Consider the following 24,719-nt stretch of genomic DNA (forward strand, 5'->3'; position numbering starts at 1 on the left):
TTCGTTATACCGAGAAGAATATCGCCGCGGCGATCCCCCCGAACAAAATCCACTTGATGATGTAATAACCGGTACGGTTCCAGGCCTTCAGGCGTTTCCCCACCCGGCGTATCGCATAGATGTATTTGAACATCTTGTTGACGCCGCCGGTGCGATCGCCCTCTTCATTCGGCGCGGTGGCGGCGCTCATCAGATTGCGCCCCAGCCAGTGGTTAACCGCCTGCGCCCAGCGGTAGCGCATCGGCCGTTCGATGTCGCAGAACAGGATCAGACGATTCTGCCCGCTCTGATTTTCCGCGTAGTGCAGATAGGTTTCATCGAACATCACGCCTTCACCGTCGCGCCAGCTGTAGCGTTCGCCGTCCACCTCAATAAAGCAGCGGTCATCGTTGGGGGTAATCAGCCCCAGGTGATAACGCAGCGAACCGGCGTAAGGGTCGCGGTGGCGCGGCAACCGGCTGCCATCCGGCAGTTCGGCAAACATCGCCGCCTTGACCGAAGGCAGGCTGCGCAGCAGTTCCGTGGTCTGCGGGCACAGGGTCATGGCGGACGGATGGCTGTCCTCATACCATTTCAGGTAAAAGCGCTTCCAACCGGTCTTGAAGAACGAGTTGAAACCGGCGTCGTTGAATTGATCGGACGCCTTGATCTGCTGGATCTCCATCAGCTTCTGTCCTTCGTCGCGGATGGTCTCCCAGTTATCTCTCAATACCGTCAGCTCAGGAAACTGCTCCGGCTTCAGGTACGGCGTGGTCGGCACACGGGAAAACAGATACATGAAGACGTTCAGCGGTGCGGTAAAGGTGGAATGGTCAGACAGCTGACGCCACACGTTGTAGCGCACCCGCCCGCGGTAATGCACATAGACGACGCATAAAATAAGCAAAAGCAGAATGATGTATTTCATGTTTGAATCGCATCAAGGAACCCACACGCTATGCGCCGCGCGGCGCACACCCCAGATAATGTCCTTTTGGCGGCACAGGCAAATTGCGCGCCAATCTGGAACCCATTAATCATTAACGCTAACTCAACGAAAATCTATACAGAAAACCACAATAATTTACACAAAGGTTAAACGAGAGGGGAAATTGCGGAGATAAAAAAGGCCGCCGAAGCGGCCTTTCCATTAGCGGATAGGTTAACTGTAAGCGTTGAGCGTGCGCTGGCACAGAGCGGAACGCACGCAGTCCTGTTTTTCAAAGCGGATAACGCCGATCATCTCGTCCTCTTCGAAGCGTTCCAGGGCATCGCTGAGGCCGGATTTCACGCCGCGCGGCAGGTCGCACTGGGTTACGTCGCCGTTAACGATAACCGTCACGTTTTCCCCCAGGCGGGTCAGGAACATTTTCATCTGGCTGGCGGTCACGTTCTGGGCTTCATCCAGGATAACGACCGCATTTTCGAAGGTGCGCCCGCGCATATAAGCGAACGGCGCAATCTCCACCTTGCCGATTTCCGGGCGCAGGCAGTACTGCATAAAGGAAGATCCTAAACGGCGCACCAGAATGTCATACACCGGGCGGAAATAAGGCGCGAACTTCTCGGAGATATCCCCCGGCAAGAAACCGAGATCTTCATCCGCCTGCAAAACAGGACGGGTAACGATAATCCGATCCACCTCTTTATGGATCAGCGCCTCCGCCGCCTTGGCGGCGCTGATAAATGTTTTGCCGCAGCCGGCTTCGCCGGTGGCGAAGATCAGCTGCTTATTCTCTATGGCTGATAAGTAATGACCCTGAGCTTCGGTTCTAGCCTCGATGGGTGAGCTATCGCGCTTGTCTCGCGCCATGCCGATAGACTCGACTCCCCCCATTTGCACCAGCGAGGTCACAGACTCTTCTTCCAGCTGGCGATGACTACGAGCGTCACGACGAATAACGCGTTTCGCTTCACGACGTGCTTTGATCACTGCTTTCTGTCTACCCATAGTGGCACCTTACAGTTTGTTTCACCTACCGCAACGGCCAGGCCGCGCGATTATGTTTCACACACGTATTAGGTTTTGGCCTCCTCCGAGCCAATAAGAGCCAAGGGACAAGGTGAATCGACGGCAACGCTTAAGCGCCGTGTCTTCACGGGACAACGCGGACTGCATCAATAAACGTGGAGTAAAAAGCGATGAGATTCGGTAGCGATAAGAGTGCGGAGTTGCCGGTAAAAGAGAGTCGGAGAGAGAACCCTCGTTACAACGAGAAATCAGGGGAGATGTGTTATTTTTTCTTTCCAGCCCAACCAAGGACTTTACCATTAGCGATCCCCGCAGTGATATTTACAGCTTCAAGCTGTGCACCGTGTGAAAACTACCGCCAGATGATTACAGTATAATGACATTCAATCCCACGTCGTTACTAAAATGTAAAAAAATTTAATATTTTTTGTTTTCAGTTAACGCAAAAACACTATATCACGCCCAAGACGTCATTCCATAGAAAATTATAATCAATAAATATCAATGTATTACAATTAAAACCCGCGAATGACACTTTGGTTTCCCGATTAAATTTTGCGCAATCAAAAACAGCATGACTGCGTGTTTTTTAATCTGCCGGCAAAGCATTGAATTGCGTTTCATCGTTCACTGCCCCCCTGCAGCGGGTAAGACAAACGTAAAACGAGGCGGAAGATCCCGCCTCGTCATTCCGGCTTCAGGCCTTGAGCAGGCCGCTGGCCAGATAATCGCCGCCCTCTTTCACGCCCGGCAACACGAAGAAATACCCGCCGCCAATCGGCTTGATGTATTCCTCCAGCGCTTCGCCGTTCAGCCTTTTTTGCACCGTCAGGAAACCTTTCTCCAGATCGGCCTGATAGCAGACGAACAGTAGCCCCATTTCCAGCTGCCCGGCATTGGAGACGCCAAGGGAATAACTGTAGCCGCGCCGCAGCATCAGGTTGCTTTGGCTTTCCGGCGTGCGAGGGTTAGCCAGCCGGATGTGCGCATCCATCGGGATCACCTTGCCGTCGGGATCGTTCGCGTAGTCCGGCTCGTCATGTTCATGCTTCATGCCCAGCGGCGCCCCGCTGTGCTTCTCGCGGCCGAAGATGGTTTCCTGCTCCTGCAGCGGCGTGCGATCCCAAAACTCGACGCGAAAACGAATAATGCGCGCCGCCTGATAGCTGCCGCCCGCCGTCCACGCCGGCTCACCGACGTTGTCGCCGACCCACACCACCTTATCCATCAGCGGTTTGTCGTCGGTTTTCGGGTTGGCGGTGCCGTCTTTGAACCCCAACAGGTTGATCGGCGTCTCTTTGCCTTTGCTGCGCGCCGCGTGCGCGGAGATGAATCCCTCCCGCTTCCAACGCACGCTGAGCAGATCCGGCGAATGCTTAATGATGTCGCGCAGCGCGTGAATCACCGTTTCGTTGGTGTTGGCGCAGATCTGCAGCAGCAGGTCGCCGTGGCAAAGCGCGGCGTCCAACGCATCGTTGGGGAAACGGGTCATTTTCTGCAGCCGCAGCGGCTTTTGCGCCTGCAGACCAAAGCGTTCATCAAACAGCGATGCGCCGACCGACACGGTGATGGTCAGGTTGTCCGGGTAAATCTCCGGCCCCATGATGCCGGAATCGAGCGGCGGCAGCTTGGCGTCCACCTCCGGCGCCTTGCCGCCGTGAGTCAGGAAGGCGATGCGATCGGTCAGCAGCCGGAACAGGCGCTCCAGCCCCGCTTTGTCGGTCGCCAGCACATCGAACGCCACCAGCATCATCGCCGCCTGTTGCGGCGTCAGCACCCCAGCCTGATGGCGGCCATAAAACGGCTGTTTCTGCCAGCGCTCATCCTGCGGCGTCGCCAACGGCTCCGCCGCGTTGCCCGCCGCTTGAGCCAGGCGGCTGCCGCCCAGCGCCAGCGCGCCCAGCCCCAGCCCTTGCAGCAAACGGCGTCGCGAAGGCGATGCCGCCCCCTGCGATTGCGGATGCGGCCCGTTATGCGGGCCTGCCTTGTTGCTCATAACCGTATGCCTCAGTCCAGACCCAATACGCCGCGCAGCTGGGAAAGATCTTCCGCCAGCGTGGTGATCGGCCCTTTCAACGCATTGCGATCGGCATCGGTCAGCTTCTCATAGGACTCATAACCCTCTTTGGTTTGGTACTTCGCCAAAATGGTGTCCACGGTTTTGAAGTTGGCGTCGATCTTGTCCAGCAGCGGCTTATTGGCCTTAACCAGCAGCGGGCGCAGCAGATTGACTATCTTTTGCGCGCCGTCGACGTTGGCCTGGAAGTCCCACAAATCGGTGCGGCTGTAACGGTCTTCTTCACCGCTGATCTTGCTGGCCGCCACTTCTTCGATCAGCCCAGCTGCGCCGCCCACCACCTTGCTCGGCGGGAAGGTCAGTTCACTCACGCGTTTTTGCAGCTCAACGGTGTCGTGATACAGACGATCGGCATATTTGCCCATGTCTTTGGTCGAGTTGTCGGCAAAAAGCGCCTTCTCCAGACGGTGGAAGCCGGTGAAGTTCGGGTCCGCCGCTTTCTTCTCGTAGTCGTCTTCGCGGGCGTCGATGCTGCCGTCCAGATCGGAGAACAACTCGGCGATCGGCTCGATGCGCTCATAGTGCTGGCGGGTCGGCGCATACAGCTTGCGCGCCTGCTCCACGTTGCCGGCCTTCACCGCGTCGGTAAACAGCTTGGTCTGTTTCACCAACCCATCGACTTCTTTGGTGACGTAAACCTTGTATTCGGCGATCGGGCCGACCAGGTCCAGCGCGTTCGGCTTGCCGTCGGTGGCGCCGTTGGCCGCTGCGGTGACGATCAGTTTGCCTTTCGGATTGCTCAGCAGCCCGCAGGTCATGTCATATTCGCCCGCTTCCAGCGTGGCGGTCATTTTCTGGGTAAAGCCCGGCGCGATGTTCTCGCGCTCTTCCACCACCATCACCCCTTTCAGGATTTCCCATTCGACGTTTTTCTGGCTGGTGTTGTGCACCACAAACTGCGTCTTGCCGGCCGGGACCGTCAGCTGCATCGGTTCGCACTGCTTGTCGTTAACCGTAACCTTGACCTGCGGCACGTCCGCCGCCAAGGCGTCGAGGCTCAGCGCAAACGCCGGGATAGCCAGTAATGCTGCGTGCAACGCCTTGCGGCGAAATAACGGAGTAGACATACGAGATTCCCTATTAAACATTAATGATTGATTTTACGTTGCGCCGGGGCCGCTGCCGGCTCCGCGCGCTGCGGCAGGAAAAAGAAAATCAGCGCCGGGATCAGATACAGGAAGTAGACCGCCACTTCGCTGACCGTCGGCGCTTCCTGGTAACCGAGAATGCCTTCCAGCAGGGTGCCGAACAGCGAATGGGTCGACAGGGTGCTGCTGAAATCGAAGGCGATGTCCTGGAAGTGGTTCCATAGACCGGCTTCGTGGAAGGCGCGGATCGCCCCGGCGGCCAGGCCGGCGGCGACGAACAGAATGAACAGGCTGGTCCATTTGAAGAATTTGGCCAGGTGCAGCTTCACCCCGCCCCAGTAAATCATCATGCCCAGCACGATGGCGGCCACCAGGCCGAGCACCGCGCCGATCGGCGCCGCGGCGCCCACGTCTTGCTGAAACGCCGCCAGCAGGAAGAACACCGACTCTAGCCCTTCGCGCGCCACGGCGAAGAACACCATCGCTACCAGCGCCCATCCCTGACCTTTACCGGCGCTGAGCGCCTGATCGATAGCCCCTTCCAGATGCACCTTGACCGATTTGGACACCTTACGCATCCAGAACACCATATAGGTGAGGATCAGCACCGCCACCACCGCCACGATGCCTTCGAACAGCTCCTGCTGCTTCTGCGGGAACTCGCCGGTGGTTTCATTGATGAAGATGCCGAGCGCCAGACACAGCGCCGCGGCGACAATTACGCCGATCCACACCGCGCCCAGCCATTGGCTGCGCTGCGTGCGCTTCAGGTAGCTGGCGATCAGGCTGACGATCAGCGCGGCCTCCAGCCCCTCACGGAACATGATAAGAAAGGGAACGAACATAACTAATCACCCCTGAAAAGACCGCGGCGGCAGAGCAAACCGGCTCGAAATGAGCCGCGGCGAGTATGTAAAGAAACGTAAAATACAACGAGAGTGATTATCATTCTGGCAAAAAGAAATACAAGAGGCGCAAGCGTGATTTTTTCTAATCAAATGTCGCCAGGTGTTACAGCCGAATGACGGGCAAACAGGCAAAAAGAAGGGGCGCTCTGCGCGCCCCTTGCCGACTGACATCGAACGGCGTTATACCGTTTTGTATTCGGCTTCCGCCTGATCGAAACGTTCGGTCATGGTTGAGGATGGCTGGCGGCCCATCAGGCTCACCACCACGATGGCCAGGCAACCCAGGATGAAGCCAGGGATGATTTCGTACAGGCCCAACCATTCGTACTGTTTCCAGACGATCACCGTCACCGCACCGACCAGCATACCGGCCAACGCGCCGTTGCGGGTCATGCGCGACCACATTACCGAGATCAGCACAACCGGGCCGAAGGCGGCGCCGAAACCGGCCCAGGCATAGCTCACCAGGCCCAGTACGCGGTTCTCCGGGTTGGCCGCCAACGCGATGGCGATCAGCGCCACCACCAGCACCATCACGCGGCCGACCCACACCAGCTCACGCTGGCTGGCGCCCTTGCGCAGAAATGCCTTGTACAGGTCTTCGGTGATCGCGCTGGAGCACACCAGCAGTTGGCAGCTCAGGGTGCTCATGACCGCCGCCAGAATCGCCGACAGCAGCACGCCCGCCACCCATGGGTTGAACAGCAACATCGCCAGTTCGATGAACACGCGTTCGCCGTTCTGCGACACGTTGCCGGCCTGATCCGGGTTATTGGCGAAGTAAGCGATGCCGAAGAAACCGACGGCGATGGTCCCGGCCAGACACAGGATCATCCAGGTCATGCTGATGCGGCGCGCGCTGCGGATGGTGCGGTGAGAATCCGCCGCCATGAAACGCGCCAGGATGTGCGGCTGGCCGAAGTAGCCCAGGCCCCAACCCAGCAGCGACAGGATGGCGACGAAGTTCAGCCCCTTCAGCATGTCGAGGTTGGCCGGGTTCTTCGCCTGGATCACCAGCATCGACGTATCGATGCCGCCGACGGCGAAGATCACGATCACCGGCGTCAGGATCAGCGCGAAAATCATCAGGCTGGCCTGTACGGTGTCGGTCCAGCTCACCGCCAGGAAACCGCCGATAAAGGTATACAGGATGGTCGCCGCGGCGCCGGCCCACAGGGCGGTTTCGTAGCTCATGCCGAAGGTGCTTTCGAACAGGCGCGCGCCGGCCACGATGCCGGAGGCGCAGTAAATGGTGAAGAACACCAGAATGACGATGGCCGAGATCACCCGCAGCAGCTTGCTGTTGTCTTCAAAACGGCTGGTGAAATAGTCCGGCAGCGTCAGGGCGTTATTGTTGGCTTCGGTATGCACGCGCAGCCTTCCTGCCACCAGCTTCCAGTTCAGGTAAGCGCCGATGGTCAGGCCGATGGCGATCCAGCTTTCAGAGATGCCGGAGAGGAAGATGGCGCCCGGAAGGCCCATCAGCAACCAGCCGCTCATGTCGGAAGCGCCGGCGGACAGCGCGGTCACCACGCTGCCCAAACTGCGGCCGCCGAGAATATAGTCATCAAAGTTATTGGTTGCCCGGTAGGCAAGCAGGCCGATCAGCACCATCCCGAAAATGTACACCAGGAAGGTCACCAGCATAGGTGTGCTCATTGTCATTTAATTCTCCACTTTCATTATTATTCGCGTTTCGCTCCGGCCATGCCGGCGCCGGTAAACCCACGCGCAATGCATTTCACTGGCCGCCGCGCCGGAACGTGGCGCAGCCTGCTAGCGAGTGCAGGTAAAATAGTTTCTGCCCGTAATTGTTGACCGTCGGTTATCCTAGATGAGCCTTTCATCAACCAACAAGATATTTAACAACAAAGTTACACAAAGTTTACCCTGCGTCACATTTACCGGGCTCAAAGGTTGCACTCACGACAAGCAAAATGAGTTGCACCTTGCTATTACCCTTATATACCGCAAGGTAAAGCGCCTGCGGCGTAATAAACCCTGCCGCATTCGCTCAATAACGCAACATTCATGCCAACTGCCCGTGTTAAAAAATCGATGAAACTCACACTTCGCTCATCAGCCTGATTTAACAAGGTTGCACAAAGTTGCAACATGCAGGATATTGTCTGCATTCTTAACCCACACATCTCACGAACCTATCCCAACAGGCTTTCCGGCCTGCTGTTTGTCTAGCCTGATGGGATAGGTTCTAAACACAGGAGTTGGACAGGCATGGGCACTACCACAATGGGCGTGAAACTCGACGAGGCAACACGCGACCGGATCAAGAGCGCCGCGCAGCGCATCGATCGCACGCCGCACTGGCTCATCAAGCAGGCCATCTTTAATTACCTCGAGCGTCTCGAGAGCGGTACCGATATTCCTGAAATTCCAGCGCTGGCCGCAGCGGGCCAGCCTGAAGCGGACGACATTATGCCGCAAGCGCAGGAAGAGTCACACCAGCCATTCCTCGATTTTGCCGAACAAATTCTGCCTCAGTCGGTGACCCGCGCCGCCATCACCGCCGCCTATCGCCGCCCAGAGACCGAAGCGGTGCCGATGTTGCTCGAACAGGCGCGATTACCCGCCGATCTTGCACAGGCCACTCACAAAATGGCCTATGGCATCGCCGAGAAGTTGCGTAACCAAAAAAGTGCAAACGGCCGCGCCGGCATGGTGCAAGGCCTGCTGCAAGAGTTCTCCCTCTCCTCGCAGGAAGGCGTGGCGCTGATGTGCCTGGCGGAAGCGCTGCTGCGCATTCCGGACAAACCGACCCGCGATGCCCTGATCCGCGACAAGATCAGCAACGGCAACTGGCACTCGCACCTGGGGCGCAGCCCGTCGCTGTTCGTCAACGCCGCGACCTGGGGCCTGCTGTTCACCGGCAAGCTGGTGTCCACGCATAACGAAGCCAATCTGTCCCGTTCGCTGAACCGCATTATCAGCAAGAGCGGCGAACCGCTGATCCGCAAAGGCGTGGACATGGCGATGCGCCTGATGGGCGAGCAGTTCGTGACCGGCGAAACCATCGCCGAAGCGCTGGCCAACGCGCGCAAGCTGGAAGAAAAAGGTTTCCGCTATTCCTACGACATGCTGGGCGAAGCCGCCCTGACCGAAGCCGACGCGCAGGCCTACCTGGTTTCCTACCAGCAGGCGATCCACGCCATCGGCAAAGCCTCCAACGGCCGCGGCATCTATGAAGGCCCCGGCATTTCCATCAAGCTGTCCGCCCTGCACCCGCGCTACAGCCGCGCACAGTACGAACGCGTGATGGAAGAGCTTTATCCGCGCCTGCTGTCGCTGACCCTGCAAGCGCGCCAGTATGATATCGGCATCAACATCGACGCCGAAGAGGCCGACCGCCTGGAAATCTCGCTCGATCTGCTGGAGAAGCTGTGCTTCGAGCCGCAGTTGGCCGGCTGGAACGGCATCGGCTTCGTGATCCAGGCCTATCAGAAACGTTGCCCGTTCGCCATCGACGCGGTGATCGACATGGCGCAACGCAGCCGCCGTCGCCTGATGATCCGTCTGGTGAAAGGCGCCTACTGGGACAGCGAAATCAAACGCGCCCAGATGGACGGCCTGGAAGGCTACCCGGTATACACCCGCAAGGTGTACACCGACGTTTCCTATCTGGCCTGCGCCCGCAAGCTGCTGTCGGTGCCGAACCTGATCTATCCGCAGTTCGCGACCCACAACGCCCATACCCTGAGCGCCATCTATCACCTGGCCGGCAACAACTACTACCCTGGCCAGTATGAATTCCAGTGCCTGCACGGCATGGGTGAGCCGCTGTACGAACAGGTGGTGGGTAAAGTGGCCGACGGCAAACTGAACCGCCCTTGCCGCATCTACGCACCGGTCGGCACCCATGAAACGCTGCTGGCTTACCTGGTGCGCCGCCTGCTGGAAAACGGCGCCAACACCTCGTTCGTCAACCGCATCGCCGACGCCACCCTGCCGCTCGACGAACTGGTGGCCGATCCGGTCAGCGCCGTGGAAGCGCTGGCGGCCAACGAAGGTCAGATTGGCCTGCCGCATCCGCGCATCCCGCTGCCGCGCGAGCTGTACGGCGAGAAACGCGTTAACTCCAGCGGTCTGGATCTGTCCAACGAACAGCGTCTGGCCTCGCTCTCCAGCGCCCTGCTCACCAGCGCCAGCCATCCGTGGCGCGCGGAACCGATTATCGACGCCGAATTGGATCAGGGCGTGGAGCAGCCGGTGATCAACCCGGCCGAGCCGGGCGATGTGGTCGGCTACGTGCGTGAAGCCACCGAAGGCGAAGTCAGCCGCGCGCTCGACGCCGCCGCGGCCGCCGGCCCAATCTGGTTCGCTACGCCGCCGACGGAACGCGCCGCGATCCTCGAACGCGCCGCCGAACTGATGGAAAGCCAGCTGCAAAGCCTGCTGGGCATTCTGGTGCGTGAAGCGGGTAAAACCTTCAACAACGCCATCGCCGAAGTGCGTGAAGCGGTCGACTTCCTGCACTACTACGCCGGCCAGGTGCGCGACGACTTCGCCAACGACAGCCACCGCCCGCTGGGCCCGGTGGTCTGCATCAGCCCGTGGAACTTCCCGCTGGCGATCTTCACCGGCCAAATCGCCGCCGCGCTGGCGGCGGGCAACAGCGTGCTGGCCAAACCGGCCGAGCAAACGCCGCTGGTGGCCGCGCAGGCGGTGCGCATCCTGCTGGAGGCCGGCATTCCGCAAGGCGTGCTGCAGCTGCTGCCGGGCCAGGGTGAAACCGTCGGCTCGACGCTGGTCAACGACGCCCGCGTCCGCGGCGTGATGTTCACCGGCTCCACCGACGTCGCCGGCATTCTGCAGCGCAGCATCGCCGGTCGTCTCGATCCGCAAGGCCGGCCGACGCCGCTGATCGCCGAAACCGGCGGCCTGAACGCCATGATCGTCGACTCTTCCGCCCTGACCGAGCAGGTGGTGACCGACGTGGTGGCCTCCGCCTTCGACAGCGCCGGCCAGCGCTGCTCCGCGCTGCGTATCCTGTGCATTCAGGAAGACGTGGCCGAGCACACGCTGCAAATGCTGCGCGGCGCGATGGCCGAATGCCGCATGGGCAACCCGGAGCGCCTGTCCACCGACGTGGGCCCGGTGATCGACGCCGAAGCCAAAACCGGCATCGAACGCCACATCCAGGCGATGCGCGCCAAAGGCCGCAAGGTGTACCAGGCCGCCAAAGGCAGCGCGCAGGATGAGAAAGAGTGGGCGCGCGGCACCTTCATCAAGCCGACGCTGATCGAACTCGACAGCTTCGACGAGCTGCAGAAAGAGATCTTCGGCCCGGTGCTGCACGTGGTGCGCTTCCAGCGCAACAATCTGGACGCGCTGGTCGATCAGATCAACGCCGCCGGTTATGGCCTGACGCTGGGCATTCACACCCGTATCGATGAAACCATCGCCCGGGTGACCGAACGCGCCAAGGTCGGCAACCTGTACGTCAACCGCAACATGGTCGGCGCAGTGGTCGGCGTGCAGCCGTTCGGCGGCGAAGGCCTGTCGGGCACCGGCCCGAAAGCCGGCGGCCCGCTGTACCTGTACCGTCTGCTGGCCAACCGTCCGGACGACGCGCTGCAACGTACGCTGCACCGTCAGGACGAAGAGCGTCCGATGGAAGCCACCGCGCGGCCGCAACTGTTGGGGGCGCTGCAATCGCTGGAGAAATGGGCGGTCACCAGCCAGCACGGCGAACTGGCGGCATTGGCGCAGCGCTATGCGGAACTGGGCCAGGGCGGCACCGTACGCCCGCTGCCGGGCCCGACCGGCGAGCGCAATACCTATGCCCTGCTGCCGCGTGAACGCGTGCTGTGCCTGGCGGATAACGAAGCCGACGCGCTGATCCAGCTGGCCGCCGTGCTGGCGGTTGGCAGCTGCGCGCTGTGGCCGGAAGCGGAACTGCAACGCGACCTGTTCCGCCGCTTGCCGAACGATGTGCAGGCGCGCATCGCCTTCAGCAAAGACTGGCAGCAGGACAAGATCGAGTTCGATGCCGCCATCTACCACGGCGATGCCGACCAGTTGCGCACCCTGTGCGAGCAGATCGCGCAGCGCGGCGGCGCCATCGTCTCGGTGCAGGGCTTCGCCCACGGTGAAACCAACATTCTGTTGGAACGCCTGCTGATCGAACGTTCGCTGAGCGTCAACACCGCCGCCGCCGGCGGTAACGCCAGCCTGATGACCATCGGTTAACGCATCCTCAAGGCGGCAATCCATTGCCGCCTGATTTGCTCGCCGCTACGCAAACCCTGCGCTCGTGCAGGGTTTTTTATTGTCCGCAGCCCGATCGGCCGTTAGCGCCTTGTTATCCTTACAGGGTGGGGCGTCGCTCATGGACGATCACAACATAGACGGATTACTCTGCTTGAAAGCCGCATCAGAGCGCTACGAGACGCATTGACTCTCTGGTTCGGCAACATCCGGGATACGGCAGCCGCAGCGGATTTCTCGCCGCCGCCGCGCGCAATGAATGGTTGAAAGCGGAGTGAATGCGGTCGGGGGAAACGCCCCCGACGCCTTATTGATTCCGGAACTTATCGAGGAATTGCTGGGTACGCTGATGCTGCGGATTGGCGAACAGCGCTTTGGCCGGGCCCTGTTCGACGATGCGGCCGTGATCCATAAAGATAACCCGATCGGCCACGTCGCGGGCGAAGCTCATTTCATGGGTGACGATCACCATGGTGCGTTTCTCTTCCGCCAGTGAACGCATGGTATTGAGCACTTCCCCCACCAGCTCGGGATCGAGCGCCGACGTCGGCTCATCGAACAAAATCACCTCCGGCTGCATCGCCAGCGCGCGCGCGATTGCCACCCGCTGCTGCTGCCCGCCGGACAGCCGACGCGGATAAGCCGCCTCTTTGCCGCTCAGCCCCACCTTGGCCAGCAACGCACGAGCGCGCTGTTCGGCGCTGGCTTTCGCCTCGCCTTTAACGATAACCGGCCCTTCGATGATGTTTTCCAGCACCGAACGGTGCGGAAACAGGTTGAAGTTCTGGAACACGAAACCGACCTGCTGGCGCAGCGCGCGCACCTGATTTTTCTGTTTGCTCAGCGGCTTGCTGCCGTCGATCAGGATATCGCCGACGCGAATGGTGCCGGAATCCGGCTCCTCCAGCAGGTTGATGCAGCGCAACAAGGTGGTTTTCCCTGAGCCGCTCGGGCCGATGATCGCCACCACTTCACCGGCGTCCACCGCCAGATCGATCCCATGCAGCACCGTCTGACCTTTGAACTGCTTGGTCAATTGCTTAACTTCAATGGCACTCATGCGTTACTCCTGATCCTGGCGATTAACGTGGGCTTCCAGACGGTTTTGCAGTGCGGAAAGCAGGGTCGCCATCACCCAGTAAATCAGCGATGCCGCCAGGTACATGGTGAACACTTCCAGCGTGCGCGAGGTGATGAGCTGCGCCTGGCGGAACAGTTCCGGCACCTGAATGGTGGCGGCCAGCGAGGTGTCCTTCACCAGGCCGATAAAACTGTTGCCCAGCGGCGGCAAGGCGGTGCGCGCCGCCTGCGGCAGGATCACCCGGCGCAGGGTTTGCCAACGGGTCATGCCGATGCTGGCGGCGGCTTCCCACTGCCCTTTGTCGATCGACGAAATCGCCGCGCGCAGCGTTTCTGAGGTGTAGGCGGCGGTATTGAGCGACAGGCCAATCAGCGCCGCCGGGAAGGGATCGAATTCAACGCCGAACTGCGGCAGACCGTAATAGATCATAAACAGCTGGGCGATCAACGGCGTGCCGCGGAACAGCGACACGTAAATGCGCGACAGCCACGACAGCGGCCACAGCGGCGAAAGGCGCATCAGCGCCAACAGAAAACCGAGCAACAAGCCTAGCGCCATACCGCCCAGGCTCAGCTGCAGCGTCAGTATGGCGCCCTTCAATAAAAATGGCGCTGAATCCAGCGCCAGTTGAATACTTTCGTGCATTATTTAGTTACGTCCGCGCCAAACCATTTTTCGGAGATCTTCGCCAGCGTGCCGTCTTTTTGCATCTCGGCGATCGCCTGGTCAATCGCGGCCAGCAGCTCTGGGTTATTTTTGCGCAGCGCCACACCGGACTCCTGGCGGGAGAATGCCGGGCCGGCCACCGCCAGCGTATCGCCGGTTTTCTTCACCAGATCCAACGCCGCCAGGCGATCCACCAGGATGGCGTTGATGCGGCCGACGCGCAGATCCTGATACTTGGTCGGGTCGTCGTCGTAGGTACGCACGTCCACGCCCTGCACGTTCTCGCGCAGCCATTGCTCATAGTTGGTGCCCAGGCCAACGCCGACCTTCTTGCCCTTCAGGTCTTCCGGCTTGGTGATGGTGCCTTCGTTGCCCTTTTTCACCAGCGCCTGAATACCGGAAACGGTGTAAGGGGTGGAGAAGTCATATTTCTTCTTGCGCTCATCGGAGAGCGTCACCTGATTGATGACCACGTCGATGCGCTTCGAATCCAGCGAAGCCAGCATACCGTCCCACTTGGTCGGGTTCAGCTTGGCTTTCACGCCCAGATGTTCCGCCAGCGCGTTGGCGAAATCCACTTCGAAACCGGTCAATTTGCCGTCTTCCCCCTGGAAACTGAACGGCGGATAGGTGCCTTCCAGCCCGACGATCAGCGTGCCGCGCTGCTTCACCTGCTGCAGCAGATTGTCGGCGGCGTAGGTTTGAGTCGTCAAACCGGCGGCCAACGCAACGCCCACCACGCCCAATAACCATTGGCGACGAACTTTTGCAAACATCATAAACACCCCTGTATGTTGTTTATCTTTTTTGATATCAGCACTTTAACAGTGCAACCGCCCGCATAAAGGAATATAACCTTATAAATATAGTTCAAAATGGAATAACAAGCGGTATTTACACCTGCGGATGGTAGGCGAACAGCGCCGGCGCACCGCCGGTGTGAACGAACAGGATGGGCCCTTCGTCGCGGAAACGCCGCTGGGCAATGCCGTCGATCAAACCGGCCATCGCTTTGCCGGTGTATACCGGATCCAGCAACACGCCCTCCTGCTGCGCCAGCAGCTGCACCGCCGCCATGCCCTCTTCGTTCGGCATGCCGTACTGCGGCGCGAAATAATCGTCCCACAGCGCTATCGGCGCCAGTTCGTCGATATTCAGCGAACAGGCCAGGGCTTTCTGGATCTGCTCCACCTTCGGCAGTTGATCGATCACGGTGCGCGAGACCGTCACGCCAATCAGCTCAGTTTCAGGCAGCAGCTGTTGCAGCCCCACCGCCAGCCCAGCGTGAGTGCCGGCGCTGCCGGACGCCACCACCACCGAACTGAACGCCACGTTGCTGCACCGGCTCTGTTCGGTGATTTCCAATGCGCACTGCACGTATCCCAGCGCGCCCAGGGCATTGGAGCCGCCCACCGGCACCACGTAAGGCCGGAAGCCCTGCGCCTCGAGGCGCGTCGCCAGTTCCGCCAGTTGCTGCTGTGGATCGTGCAGCGCTTCGCACATCACCACCTCGGCGTTGAACAGGCCGAGCAACAGGCGGTTGCCGTTGGTCAGGTAGTTTTCCGCACGGGTATCGATGGGGTTTTCCAGCAGCGCGACGCAGTGCAGGCCCAGTTTCGCCGCCACCGCCGCCGTCTGGCGCACGTGGTTGGATTGAATGGCGCCGGCGGTGACCAGCGTATCGGCGCCTTGTCGCAGCGCGTCGGCGGCCAAAAACTCAAGCTTTCTCAGCTTGTTGCCGCCCATGGCCATAGGAGTGACATCGTCACGTTTAAGGTAGATTTCGCGGCCGAGGTAATCGGAGAGACGGGACAGTTTTTCCAGCGGTGTGGCGGTGCCAACCAGATCCAGACGCGGAAATTGCGCCAGTTGTTGTTGCAGGTTCACTACTTCCCCCCAGGGAATCGAATATCAACATCTGATAACCGATAGATTTAGCAGATGTGAACTGAATAATCATCCTTTATCACGGGGGGATACGGCAGACCCCGGCCCAGCGGCCGGGGAAAGTCTCAGTAGCTGCGCTGCCAAGCGAGATACTGATCGTACTTGCGCAGCGCAATGCGGTAGTTGTTGTGCGCCGCGGTAGGCAGATCGTCGATGATGCGCTGATGACTGGCGCTGTTGGCGAATTTGTCCGCCGGGTAATTCCGCGCCACCAGCATTTCGTCCAGACGGCGCAACCGCACCACATACTCGCGAATGGTGCTGTGGCTCATCTCGGTCTGTTCGAACAGATACTGCTTGAACGCCATAATGTCGAAATAACTCGGGTGGCTGTTGCAGGAAATCTCGCTGCAAAAGCGGCACAGCGCGGTCAGTTCGTGCTGCACATTTTGCCAGACCGCATCGTCGATCGGCTGATCCATGCGCGCGATGGCTTCTTTATTGATTATCTTGCCGCGAAACACCAGCGCCATGCGGTCCAACAGTTTGCCGCACTGGGAGCAATGGGTCTGGCTGTGCTTGTAATCTTTCAGGTAACGGCTAAGCGGCCGTTTCTTCAACAGTATTCCTGGCATAAGGGGCAGTCCGATTGTCGCATGAGTCATCGAGTTGGGGGCGGCGCTCCGCCGTCAGGTATCGTTCGCCAGCCGCGCACGCAGCCGTTTGATCGCCTGACTGTGCAGTTGGCTGACGCGGGATTCCCCGACGTCCAGCACGGCGCCGATCTCTTTGAGATTCAACTCTTCCTGGTAATACAGCGTCAGCACCATTTTTTCGCGCTCCGGCAACGCCTCGATGGCGTCGATCACCCGCTGGCGCAGGCTGCCTTCCAACAGGTGATGCAGCGGGTTGGCCTCCTCATGCCCTTCCAGCATCGGTTCCGCGCTCTCGCCATGCTCCTCGCGCCATTCGTCGTAGGAGAAAAGCTGGCTGTTATTGGTGTCCAACAGAATTTGACGGTACTCATCCAGCGAGATGTTCAGCGTCTGCGCCACTTCCGTTTCGCTCGCCGGGCGGCCGTAACGCTGTTCCAGTTGCCGCATCACCTGCGCGACCTCGCGCGCGTGGCGCCGCACGCTGCGCGGCACCCAGTCGCGGCTGCGCAACTCGTCGAGCATCGCGCCGCGAATGCGCTGCACCGCATAGGTGGTAAAGGCGGTTCCCTGTAGGGCGTCATAACGCTCAACGGCGTTTAATAGCCCGATTCCCCCGGCCTGCAGCAGGTCGTCAAGCTCCACGCTGGCGGGCAGCCTGACCTGCAGGCGCAACGCCTCGTGGCGCACTAACGGCACGTAGCGCAACCAGAGAGAATTTTTGTCCATCACGCCTTCGGCGGTATACAGATCGCTCACTATGTCTTAAACCTGCGGATAAGAGAGTCAGCGCTATTATGCGTAGGGGGCGAAATGCCAATCGGCAGAACAGTCGCACAAAACAGGCTTTATTTGCGCCATGTAATAACCGCGCGGGGCGCGAGCATAAAAAAACCCCGCCGAAGCGGGGTTTCTTTGCGACAGTTAATCGGGAGAGACGATTAACGCAGCAGGGACAGAACGTTCTGAGTAGACTGGTTAGCCTGTGCCAGAACAGAGGTGCCAGCCTGTTGCAGGATGTTGGCGCGGCTCATGTTGGACACTTCGGTCGCGTAGTCAGCATCCTGGATACGGGACTGAGAAGCGGACAGGTTGTTCACGGTGCTGTTCAGGTTGTTGATAACAGAATCGAAACGGTTCTGTACCGCACCCAGGGAAGAACGCAGGCCGTCAACCTGAGACAGCGCTTTGTCCAGGGTAGCCAGCGGATCAGGAATGTCCACTGCAGTGGTGCTTGCAGCAAATTTCACGGTATCAGCTGCACCGCCAGTACCTGCAGTGAAGGTTGGAGTCGCTGAAACGTAAGATTTTTTACCGTCGGTGGCAGTGGTTTCGACCATGTAGATGGTTTTGCCATCTTTATCAGAACCTGATACCAGCTTCTCATTCGCCTTCAGACCAGATGCGTCAACTTTAGCATCGCCAACGGTACCTGCGTTGTCATACTTGATAGTTGCGCCATCAGCGATCTGAGAACCAACTTTGTTGCCTTTGGTCGTCACATTAAAGGTATCCAGACCCAGCTCTTTAGCGTCGATCTTTTTCAGATCGATATCGATGGTTTCACCGTCGTTAGCGCCAACCTGGATGGTCAGTTTCTGATCGCTGCTCAGCACTTTCACGCCGTTGAAGTCAGTCTGCTCGGAGATACGGTTGATTTCAGACAGACGCTGAGTGATTTCGTCCTGGATGGATTTCAGGTCGCTGGTGGAGTTGGAACCGTTCTGCGCCTGTACGGTCAGACGACGGATGTTCTGCAGGTTGTCGTTAACTTCGTTCAGTGCGCCTTCAGTGGTCTGCGCCAGAGAGATACCGTCGTTGGCGTTGCGGGAAGCCTGAGTCAGGCCTTTGATGTTAGCGGTGAAACGGTTGGAGATCGCCTGACCCGCAGCATCGTCTTTCGCGCTGTTGATACGCAGACCGGAAGACAGACGCTCAATCGCAGTGCCCAGAGAAGACTGAGATTTGTTCAGGTTGTTCTGCGCCATCAGAGACAGGCTGTTAGTGTTGATTACTTGTGCCATTGTTTGCTTTCCTTACGAGTCAGTTGCGTTCTTCGCAACACGGTTAAAAGGTTCGGGCTTGTTTGCCCACGGCGTCAACCACCGTCCCCTCAGGTATCGGCCCTCCCCTAACAACCTTTAGCAATTTTTTAAAATTTTTTGCGCCCGCTGCAATGGCGGAAATAACGCGGTTTTTCCCTCCTCTATTGCGCCATCGTTTTTTTGTTTTTTTCGGTAAACTTTTTCACCACTGGGCCGATAACGCGTAAAGCGAATAAAGTCATCATCAAGGAGAATTACTCATGGCAACGATCAGTTCATTAGGTCTCGGCTCAGGGCTCGACCTCAATGGCTTGCTGGATAAGCTGACCAAAGCGGAACAACAGCGTCTGACCCCTTACACCACCAAGCAATCCAGCTACAACGCCCAGCTGACCGGTTACGGCACGTTGAAAGGCGCACTGGAAAAATTCGACAATCTCAGCAAAGAGATGGCGAAAGAAGATTTCTTCAAGGCCACCACCGCCACCGAACACGACGCCTTCAAGATCACCACCAACGCCAAGGCGGTGCCGGGCAACTACGTGGTGGAAGTGAACAAACTGGCGCAGGCGCAAACGCTGACCACGCAGGCGAAAGTCAGCGATCAAGGCGCTAAATTAGGCGCTGAAGGCGTCACCGACCGCTCCCTGACCATCACCGCCGGCAACCCGCCGAAAGAAACCAAAATCCCGCTCAGCGACGATCAAACCTCGCTGGTTGAGCTGCGTGACGCCATCAACGGCGCCAAAGCCGGCGTCACCGCCAGCATCATGCGCGTTGGCGACAACGACTATCAGTTGGCGGTCAGCTCTTCCACCACCGGCGAAAACAACAAGATTTCTCTGCAGGTCGATAACGACGACCAACTGGGCGATATCCTGAACTACAACGCCACCCGCGGCACCGGCACCGCCATGAAGCAGACGGTCGCGCCGCAGGATGCGGAGCTGACGGTGAACGGCACCGCTATCAAGCGCAGCACCAACTCGATCAGCGATGCCCTGCAGGGCGTCACCATCGATCTGAAAACCAAAACCAAAACCGATGAACCGCAACACCTGGTGATCAGCACCAACACCGCCGGCACCACCGACAAGATCAAAGAGTGGGTCGACAGCTATAACTCCCTGCTGGACACCTTCAACGCATTGTCCAAGTTCACCCCGGTGAAAACCGGCGAAGCGCCAAACCCAACCAACGGCCCGCTGCTGGGCGACAACACCCTGCGCGGCATTCAGTCGTCGATCAAAAGCGCGCTGAGCGCAGCCCAGGACAACCCGGAGTTGAAAGGCCTGGGCAACCTCGGCATTTCCACCAACACCAAAACCGGCAAGTTGGAAATCGACAGCGCCAAGCTGAAGAAAGCGATGGATGAGAAGCCGGATCAAGTCAGCAACTTCTTCGTCGGTAACGGCAAAGACACCGGCATGGCCACCGAGATCCACAACGAGATCCAGAGCTACATCAAATCCGGCGGCATCATCGAAAACTCGACCAAAAGCATCAACACCAACCTCGATCGCCTGAACAGCCAGATCACGACGGTCACCGCCAGCATTCAGAACACTATCGATCGTTATAAACAACAGTTCGTTCAGCTGGATACCATGATGTCGAAAATGAACGGCACCAGTAACTATTTGGCTCAACAGTTCAAGTAACCCTTTAACAAGGTAAAGAAAACAGCATGTATAACCGTAGCGGCACTCAGGCCTATGCACAGGTCAGTCTGGAAAGCGGCGCCATGAGCGCCAGCCCGCACCAGTTAATCGTGATGTTGTTCGACGGGGCGCTCAGCGCCCTGCTTCGCGCACGCATCCTGATGAACCAGGGCGATATCGCCGGCAAAGGCATGGCGCTGTCCAAAGCCATCAATATCATCGACAACGGCCTGAAAAGCGGCCTCGACCCTCAACAGGGCGGCGAGATCGCCGAAAATCTGGCGGCATTGTACGACTACATGAAGCGTCGGCTGATGCAGGCCAATCTGCACAACGACGAAGCGGCGATCGCCGAAGTGGTTAAACTGCTGGAAAACATCGCCGACGCCTGGCGCCAGATCGGCCCTAACTACCAACCTTCGCAGGACGCCGTGTAATGGAACGTCAACAGCAGCTGTTAGCCGCTTATCAACAAATTTACAGCCTGAGCAGCCAGATGATCGCGCTGGCGCAAACCGGGCGCTGGGAGGAGCTCGTCGAGCTCGAATTCGCTTACGTGACGGCGGTGGAAAAAACCGCCGCCTTTACCGGGCAAGCCGGCCCGTCCATGGCGCTGCAGGAGATGTTGCGCAATAAGCTGCAACAGATCCTCGACAACGAAACCGAACTCAAACGTCTGTTACAGCAGCGTATGGATGAGCTGAAAATGTTGATCGAACAGTCCACGCGCCAGAACGTGGTCAACAATGCCTACGGCCAGTTTCATGATCGTGCGCTGTTGCTGGGGGAACCACAGGTCCGATAAGATCGACAATACTGACGAAAATGGATTAAATAGCACTATGCGCTATTACTCTCGGGTTACGTTAGGATATTAATCTATGGCATTTGAATTATTCAGCTTATGGGTAATTGGTAAAATGCGCGCTTCGAGCCTGGCTCTCACTTTAATGGATAAACATCATCCCGACACGGACGTTTTCTGTTCAGCAGGAAATTGATTTTTGATAGATAAAACTCGCCGCTGTGTTTCACGGCCCATGGAAAAATGTTGCTCCAGCGCGGATCAAAGCGTAAAGATATTCCCAGATAATGGCTGCGAAATGAATATCGATGGAACGTACAATTAATCTCTGTCCTGGAATTGGCGCCTCAGCGCACATCATTCAGTATACTGAATTATTATTCCCTTCAGTCTATTTTGAGCAACCACATCTGTATCTGATACAACAAGGCCATAAGCGCGTACGCTGGCAACAACACGAAGTGGTCGCTCATCCCGGCGAGCTGTTGATTATCGACGGCGGGCAAACGGTGGACATTATTAACGGCCCGTCCGAAGACGGCGTATTCAGTTGCCAACTGCTAACCTGCGATCCCCTGTTGCTCACCGTCCAACCTCCGGCCGAGGAAACGCCAGCGCCGATGCCGTTCGATGCCGTCCTGGCGCTGCGCAACCTGCCCTGCGCCCTAAAGCACAGTTTTGAAACCACCGGCCTGGCGCTGACGCTGCGGCAACGCTTTCCCACCATCATCGTGCGGCACAAAATGCTGGAAATTCTGTTGTGGCTGGCCCAATTCGGCATTCGCTTTATTCACAACGAAGCCAAGGATCTGACGCAGCGCGTGCGCCGCTGCCTGGCGACCGATCCGCACAGCATTTGGACGGCGGCCAAAGTCGCGGAGAGCCTGTCGATGAGTGAAGTGATGTTGCGCCGCAAACTGTCGATGGAAAACACCGCGTTGCGCAACCTGATGATTGACGTGCGCATGAGCAGCGCGCTGGCCCTGCTGCAGTCGACCGACTGGCCGATCTCCGCCATCGCGCAACATGTGGGTTATGAAAGCGCCTCGCGTTTCGCCGAACGTTTTCGCAAACGCTTCGGTTTCGCCCCTACCGCCATTCGCGGTCATCAGAGGATTATGGAACCCGGCTCTCAGGGCGTTGAGGCGATGGTCGCCGGAGAAACATAAATAGACGCGCAACAAATGGCTTTATTTAACACAAGTCCCTAACGGTTGTAACAACGCTGAGATACGCTAAGCAATGCCCCTCCGCCGAAGAGCGAATTAAATGATGCGTAATGAAAAGCGATTATTTTCTCTGGCAATAATTGTGTTGGGGCTGTGGCTGCTAGCCTTACTGAATGAAGAAGAGATGATGCGTTTACTGGCCGTACAATAAAACGGCCAGATTTTTTATCGTCTGGTCAGACTTCAGTCCAGTTTAACCAGAACGCCAATTAATACCGCCAGCAGCGCCAACATTAAAATACTGATCAGACGCCATCTGGATTCGCTTTTCGTGCTCATTGACCTGCCTCGAATAATAACCCTACTAATCACGTCATAATAAACGATCACCTGCGCATTCAATAAACCTGACAGCACCATTTTCGGCCCTCTATTCGGTACATTAGTCGGTTGTGGCACCGGCCATTAGCGAGACGATACCCACGGTGCTGCAAGCGCCAATTTTCCCGGCAGCTCCGCCACCAGTTTGTCTACCGCCAGCCGCACCTTGAGCGGCTGGTAAGGCATATAGGGCCACACGACGTTCACCGGGAAACTGAGGCTGGACCCACCGCGCATGATCTCCACCAACGTCCCCGCCATCAAGCGCTCGCGCACCAGCCACTCCGGCAGCCAGGCAATACCGGCGCCGGCGGACACCGCATCGACAATCCCCTGCATGTCATCCATCATCATCTTGGCCGGTGGCCTGAACGGCCGCAGCTCGCCGTTTTCGCCGCGAAGCTGCCAGGGCAGCACGGCGCCGGCGTGCAGATACCCCACCGCCTGATGTCGGCTTAACGCCTCTACCGTTCTCGGCTCGCCGCAGCGCTGCAGATAATCGGGCGAGGCGCACAGCAGCATGCCGTGTTCGCCCAAGCGCCGGGCAACCAGGCTGCCGCTGTCCGCCAGCTCGCCAATGCGAACCGCCAGATCGAACCCCTCGTCGATCAGATCGATCCTGCGGTCGCTGAATGAAATTTCCAGCGTCAGCAAGGGATGTTCATTCGCCAGCGCCGTCAACACGGGCGCAATGCACAAATGGCCGAACAGCACCGGCACCGAGACTCTGAGCCGGCCGCTGACCTGCATCTTGCCGCTGTCGAGCTGGTTTTCCGCCGCCTGAACGTTTGCCAACGCCTGCCGGCAGTGCTCATAGTACAGCGCCCCTTCATCCGTCAGGCTCAGGCTGCGCGTGGTGCGCATAAACAACATCACGCCAAGCCGAGCCTCGAGACGCGATACGATTTTGCTGACCGCAGAGCGCGTCAGATGCAGTTTCTCTGCGGCGGCGGCGAAACTGCCGCCTTCCGCCACGGCGACAAACGCCGGCAGTGCGCTGAGATCGCTTTTCATCTTAATGCTTCCAAATTGGAATCAATTTGGTGAAAACCTATCACCACTGGTGAACATCAAGCAATGATAACCTGCAGTCATTCCGAATCCCCGGTGAAAACCACAGATGACCGTCAGAGGACAACAGCATGAAAAAAATACTGGTACTCAAATCCAGCATTATGGGAAATGACTCGCAGACCAATAACCTGATTGACCGCTATCTGGCGGCGCGTAAGGCGAAAGGACACGAAGATCGGATCGTCGAACACGATCTGACGGCGTTGGATCTGCCGGTATTGGACGGCGAGCTGTTCGGTGCGCTGCGCGGCGCGGAAAACATCAGCCCACGCGCCAAAGCAGCGGTGGCGCTCTCCGACCGGCTGATTGCCGAACTGAAAGAGAGCGATCTGCTGCTGCTCGGCGCGCCAATGTACAACCTCAACGTCCCGACCCAGTTGAAAAACTGGTTCGATCTGGTGGCCCGCGCCCGGATGACCTTCAACTATACCGCCACCTACCCGGTGGGGTTGGTGGAAGGCGTCAATGCGCTGATATTCAGTTCACGCGGCGGCATGCACGCCGGGCATCCGACCGATGCCGTAACGCCCTACCTGCGTTCGGTGCTGGGGTTGATGGGGATCGGTGACGTGCAATTTATCTATGCCGAAGGGCTGGATATGAGACCGCACGGCCTCGCGCAGGGGCTGGCGAATGCCCACCAGCGGATCGCAGAATTGGCGGGCTGAAGCAAACGCGCGGCAGCATTGATTTGTTATAACATAACAAATATGATAACCGCGTTGACGCACCTCGAACGTGCGTCGACGCTCCTACATCAAGTACATAAATGTTTTATCGCACCTTCAACCAGCTATTTCGATAGCTGGTTTTTTTTGCCCATCGACTGGCGTCACGGCTTCAGTATTGCCGGGTGGCGCGTTTCATTTCTCGCTCGCCTGGCGACTGTGTCTTCACCGACAGCGGCGCGACAAACGCCTTCCACTCTTTGCCGGCCTCCTGATGAGCCGCGTTTTTTTGGGCCGATGAATAGTCATCGTTTTGCCCGGCGCATCCAGACAACGCCATGATACCCAGAGCAAGATACAGCGATTTGTACATCATCCTA

At 58.3% G+C, this 24,719-nt stretch carries 21 protein-coding genes and 1 pseudogene; 7 read left to right on the forward strand and 15 right to left on the reverse strand.

Annotated elements, in window-relative coordinates:
- Positions 1 to 4 precede the first annotated feature (4 nt).
- The 6 genes from lpxO to putP form a co-directional block, all read right to left on the reverse strand.
- Positions 5 to 907 (reverse strand): lipid A hydroxylase LpxO, encoded by a 903-nt coding sequence (gene lpxO / locus J0F90_RS14600; protein WP_033640039.1) that lies wholly within the window; start codon positions 905 to 907, stop codon positions 5 to 7.
- A 234-nt stretch (positions 908 to 1,141) separates the two neighbouring features.
- Positions 1,142 to 1,930 (reverse strand): phosphate starvation-inducible protein PhoH, encoded by a 789-nt coding sequence (gene phoH, locus J0F90_RS14605; protein ID WP_015378226.1) that lies wholly within the window; start codon positions 1,928 to 1,930, stop codon positions 1,142 to 1,144.
- Between the two features lie 718 nt (positions 1,931 to 2,648).
- Positions 2,649 to 3,947, reverse strand: a complete 1,299-nt coding sequence (gene efeB, locus J0F90_RS14610) for an iron uptake transporter deferrochelatase/peroxidase subunit (RefSeq protein WP_033640038.1) — start codon at positions 3,945 to 3,947, stop codon at positions 2,649 to 2,651.
- An 11-nt stretch (positions 3,948 to 3,958) separates the two neighbouring features.
- Positions 3,959 to 5,095, reverse strand: coding sequence for an iron uptake system protein EfeO (gene efeO, locus J0F90_RS14615; RefSeq protein WP_016927331.1), 1,137 nt, complete (start codon positions 5,093 to 5,095; stop codon positions 3,959 to 3,961).
- A gap of 20 nt (positions 5,096 to 5,115) precedes the next feature.
- Entirely contained in the window at positions 5,116 to 5,961 is an 846-nt protein-coding gene (efeU, locus tag J0F90_RS14620; RefSeq protein ID WP_016927330.1) for an iron uptake transporter permease EfeU, read from the reverse strand.
- A gap of 243 nt (positions 5,962 to 6,204) precedes the next feature.
- The gene (gene putP, locus J0F90_RS14625) at positions 6,205 to 7,689 is read right to left on the reverse strand and encodes a sodium/proline symporter PutP (protein ID WP_015378228.1); all 1,485 of its coding nucleotides are present in this window, start codon (positions 7,687 to 7,689) and stop codon (positions 6,205 to 6,207) included.
- 570 nt (positions 7,690 to 8,259) lie between these two features.
- Between putP and putA the strand changes: the two genes are divergently transcribed.
- Positions 8,260 to 12,231 carry a trifunctional transcriptional regulator/proline dehydrogenase/L-glutamate gamma-semialdehyde dehydrogenase gene (putA, locus tag J0F90_RS14630; protein WP_033640037.1) on the forward strand — a complete coding sequence of 1,324 codons (3,972 nt, stop codon included), beginning with the start codon at positions 8,260 to 8,262 and terminating at the stop codon, positions 12,229 to 12,231.
- Positions 12,232 to 12,428: 197 nt separating this feature from the next.
- A pseudogene (locus tag J0F90_RS24895) lies at positions 12,429 to 12,527 on the forward strand (type II toxin-antitoxin system HicB family antitoxin); the annotation flags it as partial.
- Positions 12,528 to 12,556: 29 nt separating this feature from the next.
- Here J0F90_RS24895 and tcyN read toward each other — a convergent pair.
- The 7 genes from tcyN to J0F90_RS14665 all read right to left on the reverse strand — a co-directional run bounded on the left by tcyN (position 12,557) and on the right by J0F90_RS14665 (position 18,560).
- Positions 12,557 to 13,309: an L-cystine ABC transporter ATP-binding protein TcyN gene (gene tcyN / locus J0F90_RS14635; RefSeq protein WP_015378232.1), complete on the reverse strand. Its 753-nt coding sequence runs from the start codon at positions 13,307 to 13,309 to the stop codon at positions 12,557 to 12,559.
- A gap of 3 nt (positions 13,310 to 13,312) precedes the next feature.
- Positions 13,313 to 13,975, reverse strand: a complete 663-nt coding sequence (tcyL, locus tag J0F90_RS14640; RefSeq protein ID WP_016927326.1) for a cystine ABC transporter permease — start codon at positions 13,973 to 13,975, stop codon at positions 13,313 to 13,315.
- On the reverse strand, positions 13,975 to 14,775 hold the full coding sequence (gene tcyJ, locus J0F90_RS14645; RefSeq protein WP_016927325.1) for a cystine ABC transporter substrate-binding protein: 801 nt from the start codon (positions 14,773 to 14,775) through the stop codon (positions 13,975 to 13,977). The genes tcyL and tcyJ overlap by 1 nt, the downstream gene beginning before the upstream one ends.
- 115 nt (positions 14,776 to 14,890) lie before the next feature.
- Entirely contained in the window at positions 14,891 to 15,883 is a 993-nt protein-coding gene (locus J0F90_RS14650; protein ID WP_033640036.1) for a D-cysteine desulfhydrase, read from the reverse strand.
- A 125-nt stretch (positions 15,884 to 16,008) separates the two neighbouring features.
- Positions 16,009 to 16,518, reverse strand: a complete 510-nt coding sequence (gene fliZ / locus J0F90_RS14655; RefSeq protein ID WP_004934751.1) for a flagella biosynthesis regulatory protein FliZ — start codon at positions 16,516 to 16,518, stop codon at positions 16,009 to 16,011.
- A 54-nt stretch (positions 16,519 to 16,572) separates the two neighbouring features.
- A complete protein-coding gene (locus J0F90_RS14660; RefSeq protein ID WP_016927322.1) occupies positions 16,573 to 17,295 on the reverse strand; it encodes an RNA polymerase sigma factor FliA in 723 nt (240 codons plus the stop codon).
- 182 nt (positions 17,296 to 17,477) lie between these two features.
- Positions 17,478 to 18,560, reverse strand: coding sequence for a flagellin FliC (locus J0F90_RS14665; protein ID WP_021504080.1), 1,083 nt, complete (start codon positions 18,558 to 18,560; stop codon positions 17,478 to 17,480).
- Between the two features lie 281 nt (positions 18,561 to 18,841).
- Between J0F90_RS14665 and fliD the strand changes: the two genes are divergently transcribed.
- From fliD to J0F90_RS14685, 4 genes are all read left to right on the forward strand, one after another.
- The gene (gene fliD / locus J0F90_RS14670; RefSeq protein WP_015378237.1) at positions 18,842 to 20,242 is read left to right on the forward strand and encodes a flagellar filament capping protein FliD; all 1,401 of its coding nucleotides are present in this window, start codon (positions 18,842 to 18,844) and stop codon (positions 20,240 to 20,242) included.
- A 26-nt stretch (positions 20,243 to 20,268) separates the two neighbouring features.
- Positions 20,269 to 20,679, forward strand: coding sequence for a flagellar export chaperone FliS (fliS, locus tag J0F90_RS14675; RefSeq protein ID WP_004934758.1), 411 nt, complete (start codon positions 20,269 to 20,271; stop codon positions 20,677 to 20,679).
- Positions 20,679 to 21,047: a flagella biosynthesis regulatory protein FliT gene (fliT, locus tag J0F90_RS14680; protein ID WP_016927319.1), complete on the forward strand. Its 369-nt coding sequence runs from the start codon at positions 20,679 to 20,681 to the stop codon at positions 21,045 to 21,047. The genes fliS and fliT overlap by 1 nt, the downstream gene beginning before the upstream one ends.
- 308 nt (positions 21,048 to 21,355) lie before the next feature.
- Positions 21,356 to 22,216, forward strand: a complete 861-nt coding sequence (locus J0F90_RS14685; protein WP_033640035.1) for a helix-turn-helix transcriptional regulator — start codon at positions 21,356 to 21,358, stop codon at positions 22,214 to 22,216.
- Between the two features lie 465 nt (positions 22,217 to 22,681).
- Here the strand turns inward: J0F90_RS14685 and J0F90_RS14690 are convergent, their stop codons facing one another.
- Positions 22,682 to 23,611, reverse strand: a complete 930-nt coding sequence (locus J0F90_RS14690; protein ID WP_033640034.1) for a LysR family transcriptional regulator — start codon at positions 23,609 to 23,611, stop codon at positions 22,682 to 22,684.
- 128 nt (positions 23,612 to 23,739) lie between these two features.
- Here J0F90_RS14690 and J0F90_RS14695 point away from each other — a divergent pair, with 128 nt between their 5' ends.
- Complete coding sequence (locus tag J0F90_RS14695; protein ID WP_033640033.1) at positions 23,740 to 24,339, forward strand: FMN-dependent NADH-azoreductase; 600 nt, start codon at positions 23,740 to 23,742, stop codon at positions 24,337 to 24,339.
- Between the two features lie 172 nt (positions 24,340 to 24,511).
- Here the strand turns inward: J0F90_RS14695 and J0F90_RS14700 are convergent, their stop codons facing one another.
- On the reverse strand, positions 24,512 to 24,715 hold the full coding sequence (locus J0F90_RS14700; RefSeq protein ID WP_126186666.1) for a hypothetical protein: 204 nt from the start codon (positions 24,713 to 24,715) through the stop codon (positions 24,512 to 24,514).
- Between the last annotated feature and the right edge of the window lie 4 nt (positions 24,716 to 24,719).

The organism is Serratia marcescens subsp. marcescens ATCC 13880 (genome assembly GCF_017299535.1).
Classification (GTDB): Bacteria; Pseudomonadota; Gammaproteobacteria; order Enterobacterales; family Enterobacteriaceae; genus Serratia; species Serratia marcescens.

Coding starts and splice junctions, on each gene's coding strand:
- lpxO (WP_033640039.1), bottom strand. CDS start 907: ATGAAATACATCATTCTGCTTTTGCTTATTTTATGCGTCGTCTATGTG.
- phoH (WP_015378226.1), bottom strand. CDS start 1,930: ATGGGTAGACAGAAAGCAGTGATCAAAGCACGTCGTGAAGCGAAACGC.
- efeB (WP_033640038.1), bottom strand. CDS start 3,947: ATGAGCAACAAGGCAGGCCCGCATAACGGGCCGCATCCGCAATCGCAG.
- efeO (WP_016927331.1), bottom strand. CDS start 5,095: ATGTCTACTCCGTTATTTCGCCGCAAGGCGTTGCACGCAGCATTACTG.
- efeU (WP_016927330.1), bottom strand. CDS start 5,961: ATGTTCGTTCCCTTTCTTATCATGTTCCGTGAGGGGCTGGAGGCCGCG.
- putP (WP_015378228.1), bottom strand. CDS start 7,689: ATGACAATGAGCACACCTATGCTGGTGACCTTCCTGGTGTACATTTTC.
- putA (WP_033640037.1), top strand. CDS start 8,260: ATGGGCACTACCACAATGGGCGTGAAACTCGACGAGGCAACACGCGAC.
- tcyN (WP_015378232.1), bottom strand. CDS start 13,309: ATGAGTGCCATTGAAGTTAAGCAATTGACCAAGCAGTTCAAAGGTCAG.
- tcyL (WP_016927326.1), bottom strand. CDS start 13,975: ATGCACGAAAGTATTCAACTGGCGCTGGATTCAGCGCCATTTTTATTG.
- tcyJ (WP_016927325.1), bottom strand. CDS start 14,775: ATGATGTTTGCAAAAGTTCGTCGCCAATGGTTATTGGGCGTGGTGGGC.
- fliZ (WP_004934751.1), bottom strand. CDS start 16,518: ATGCCAGGAATACTGTTGAAGAAACGGCCGCTTAGCCGTTACCTGAAA.
- J0F90_RS14665 (WP_021504080.1), bottom strand. CDS start 18,560: ATGGCACAAGTAATCAACACTAACAGCCTGTCTCTGATGGCGCAGAAC.
- fliD (WP_015378237.1), top strand. CDS start 18,842: ATGGCAACGATCAGTTCATTAGGTCTCGGCTCAGGGCTCGACCTCAAT.
- fliS (WP_004934758.1), top strand. CDS start 20,269: ATGTATAACCGTAGCGGCACTCAGGCCTATGCACAGGTCAGTCTGGAA.
- fliT (WP_016927319.1), top strand. CDS start 20,679: ATGGAACGTCAACAGCAGCTGTTAGCCGCTTATCAACAAATTTACAGC.
- J0F90_RS14685 (WP_033640035.1), top strand. CDS start 21,356: ATGGAACGTACAATTAATCTCTGTCCTGGAATTGGCGCCTCAGCGCAC.
- J0F90_RS14690 (WP_033640034.1), bottom strand. CDS start 23,611: ATGAAAAGCGATCTCAGCGCACTGCCGGCGTTTGTCGCCGTGGCGGAA.
- J0F90_RS14695 (WP_033640033.1), top strand. CDS start 23,740: ATGAAAAAAATACTGGTACTCAAATCCAGCATTATGGGAAATGACTCG.
- J0F90_RS14700 (WP_126186666.1), bottom strand. CDS start 24,715: ATGATGTACAAATCGCTGTATCTTGCTCTGGGTATCATGGCGTTGTCT.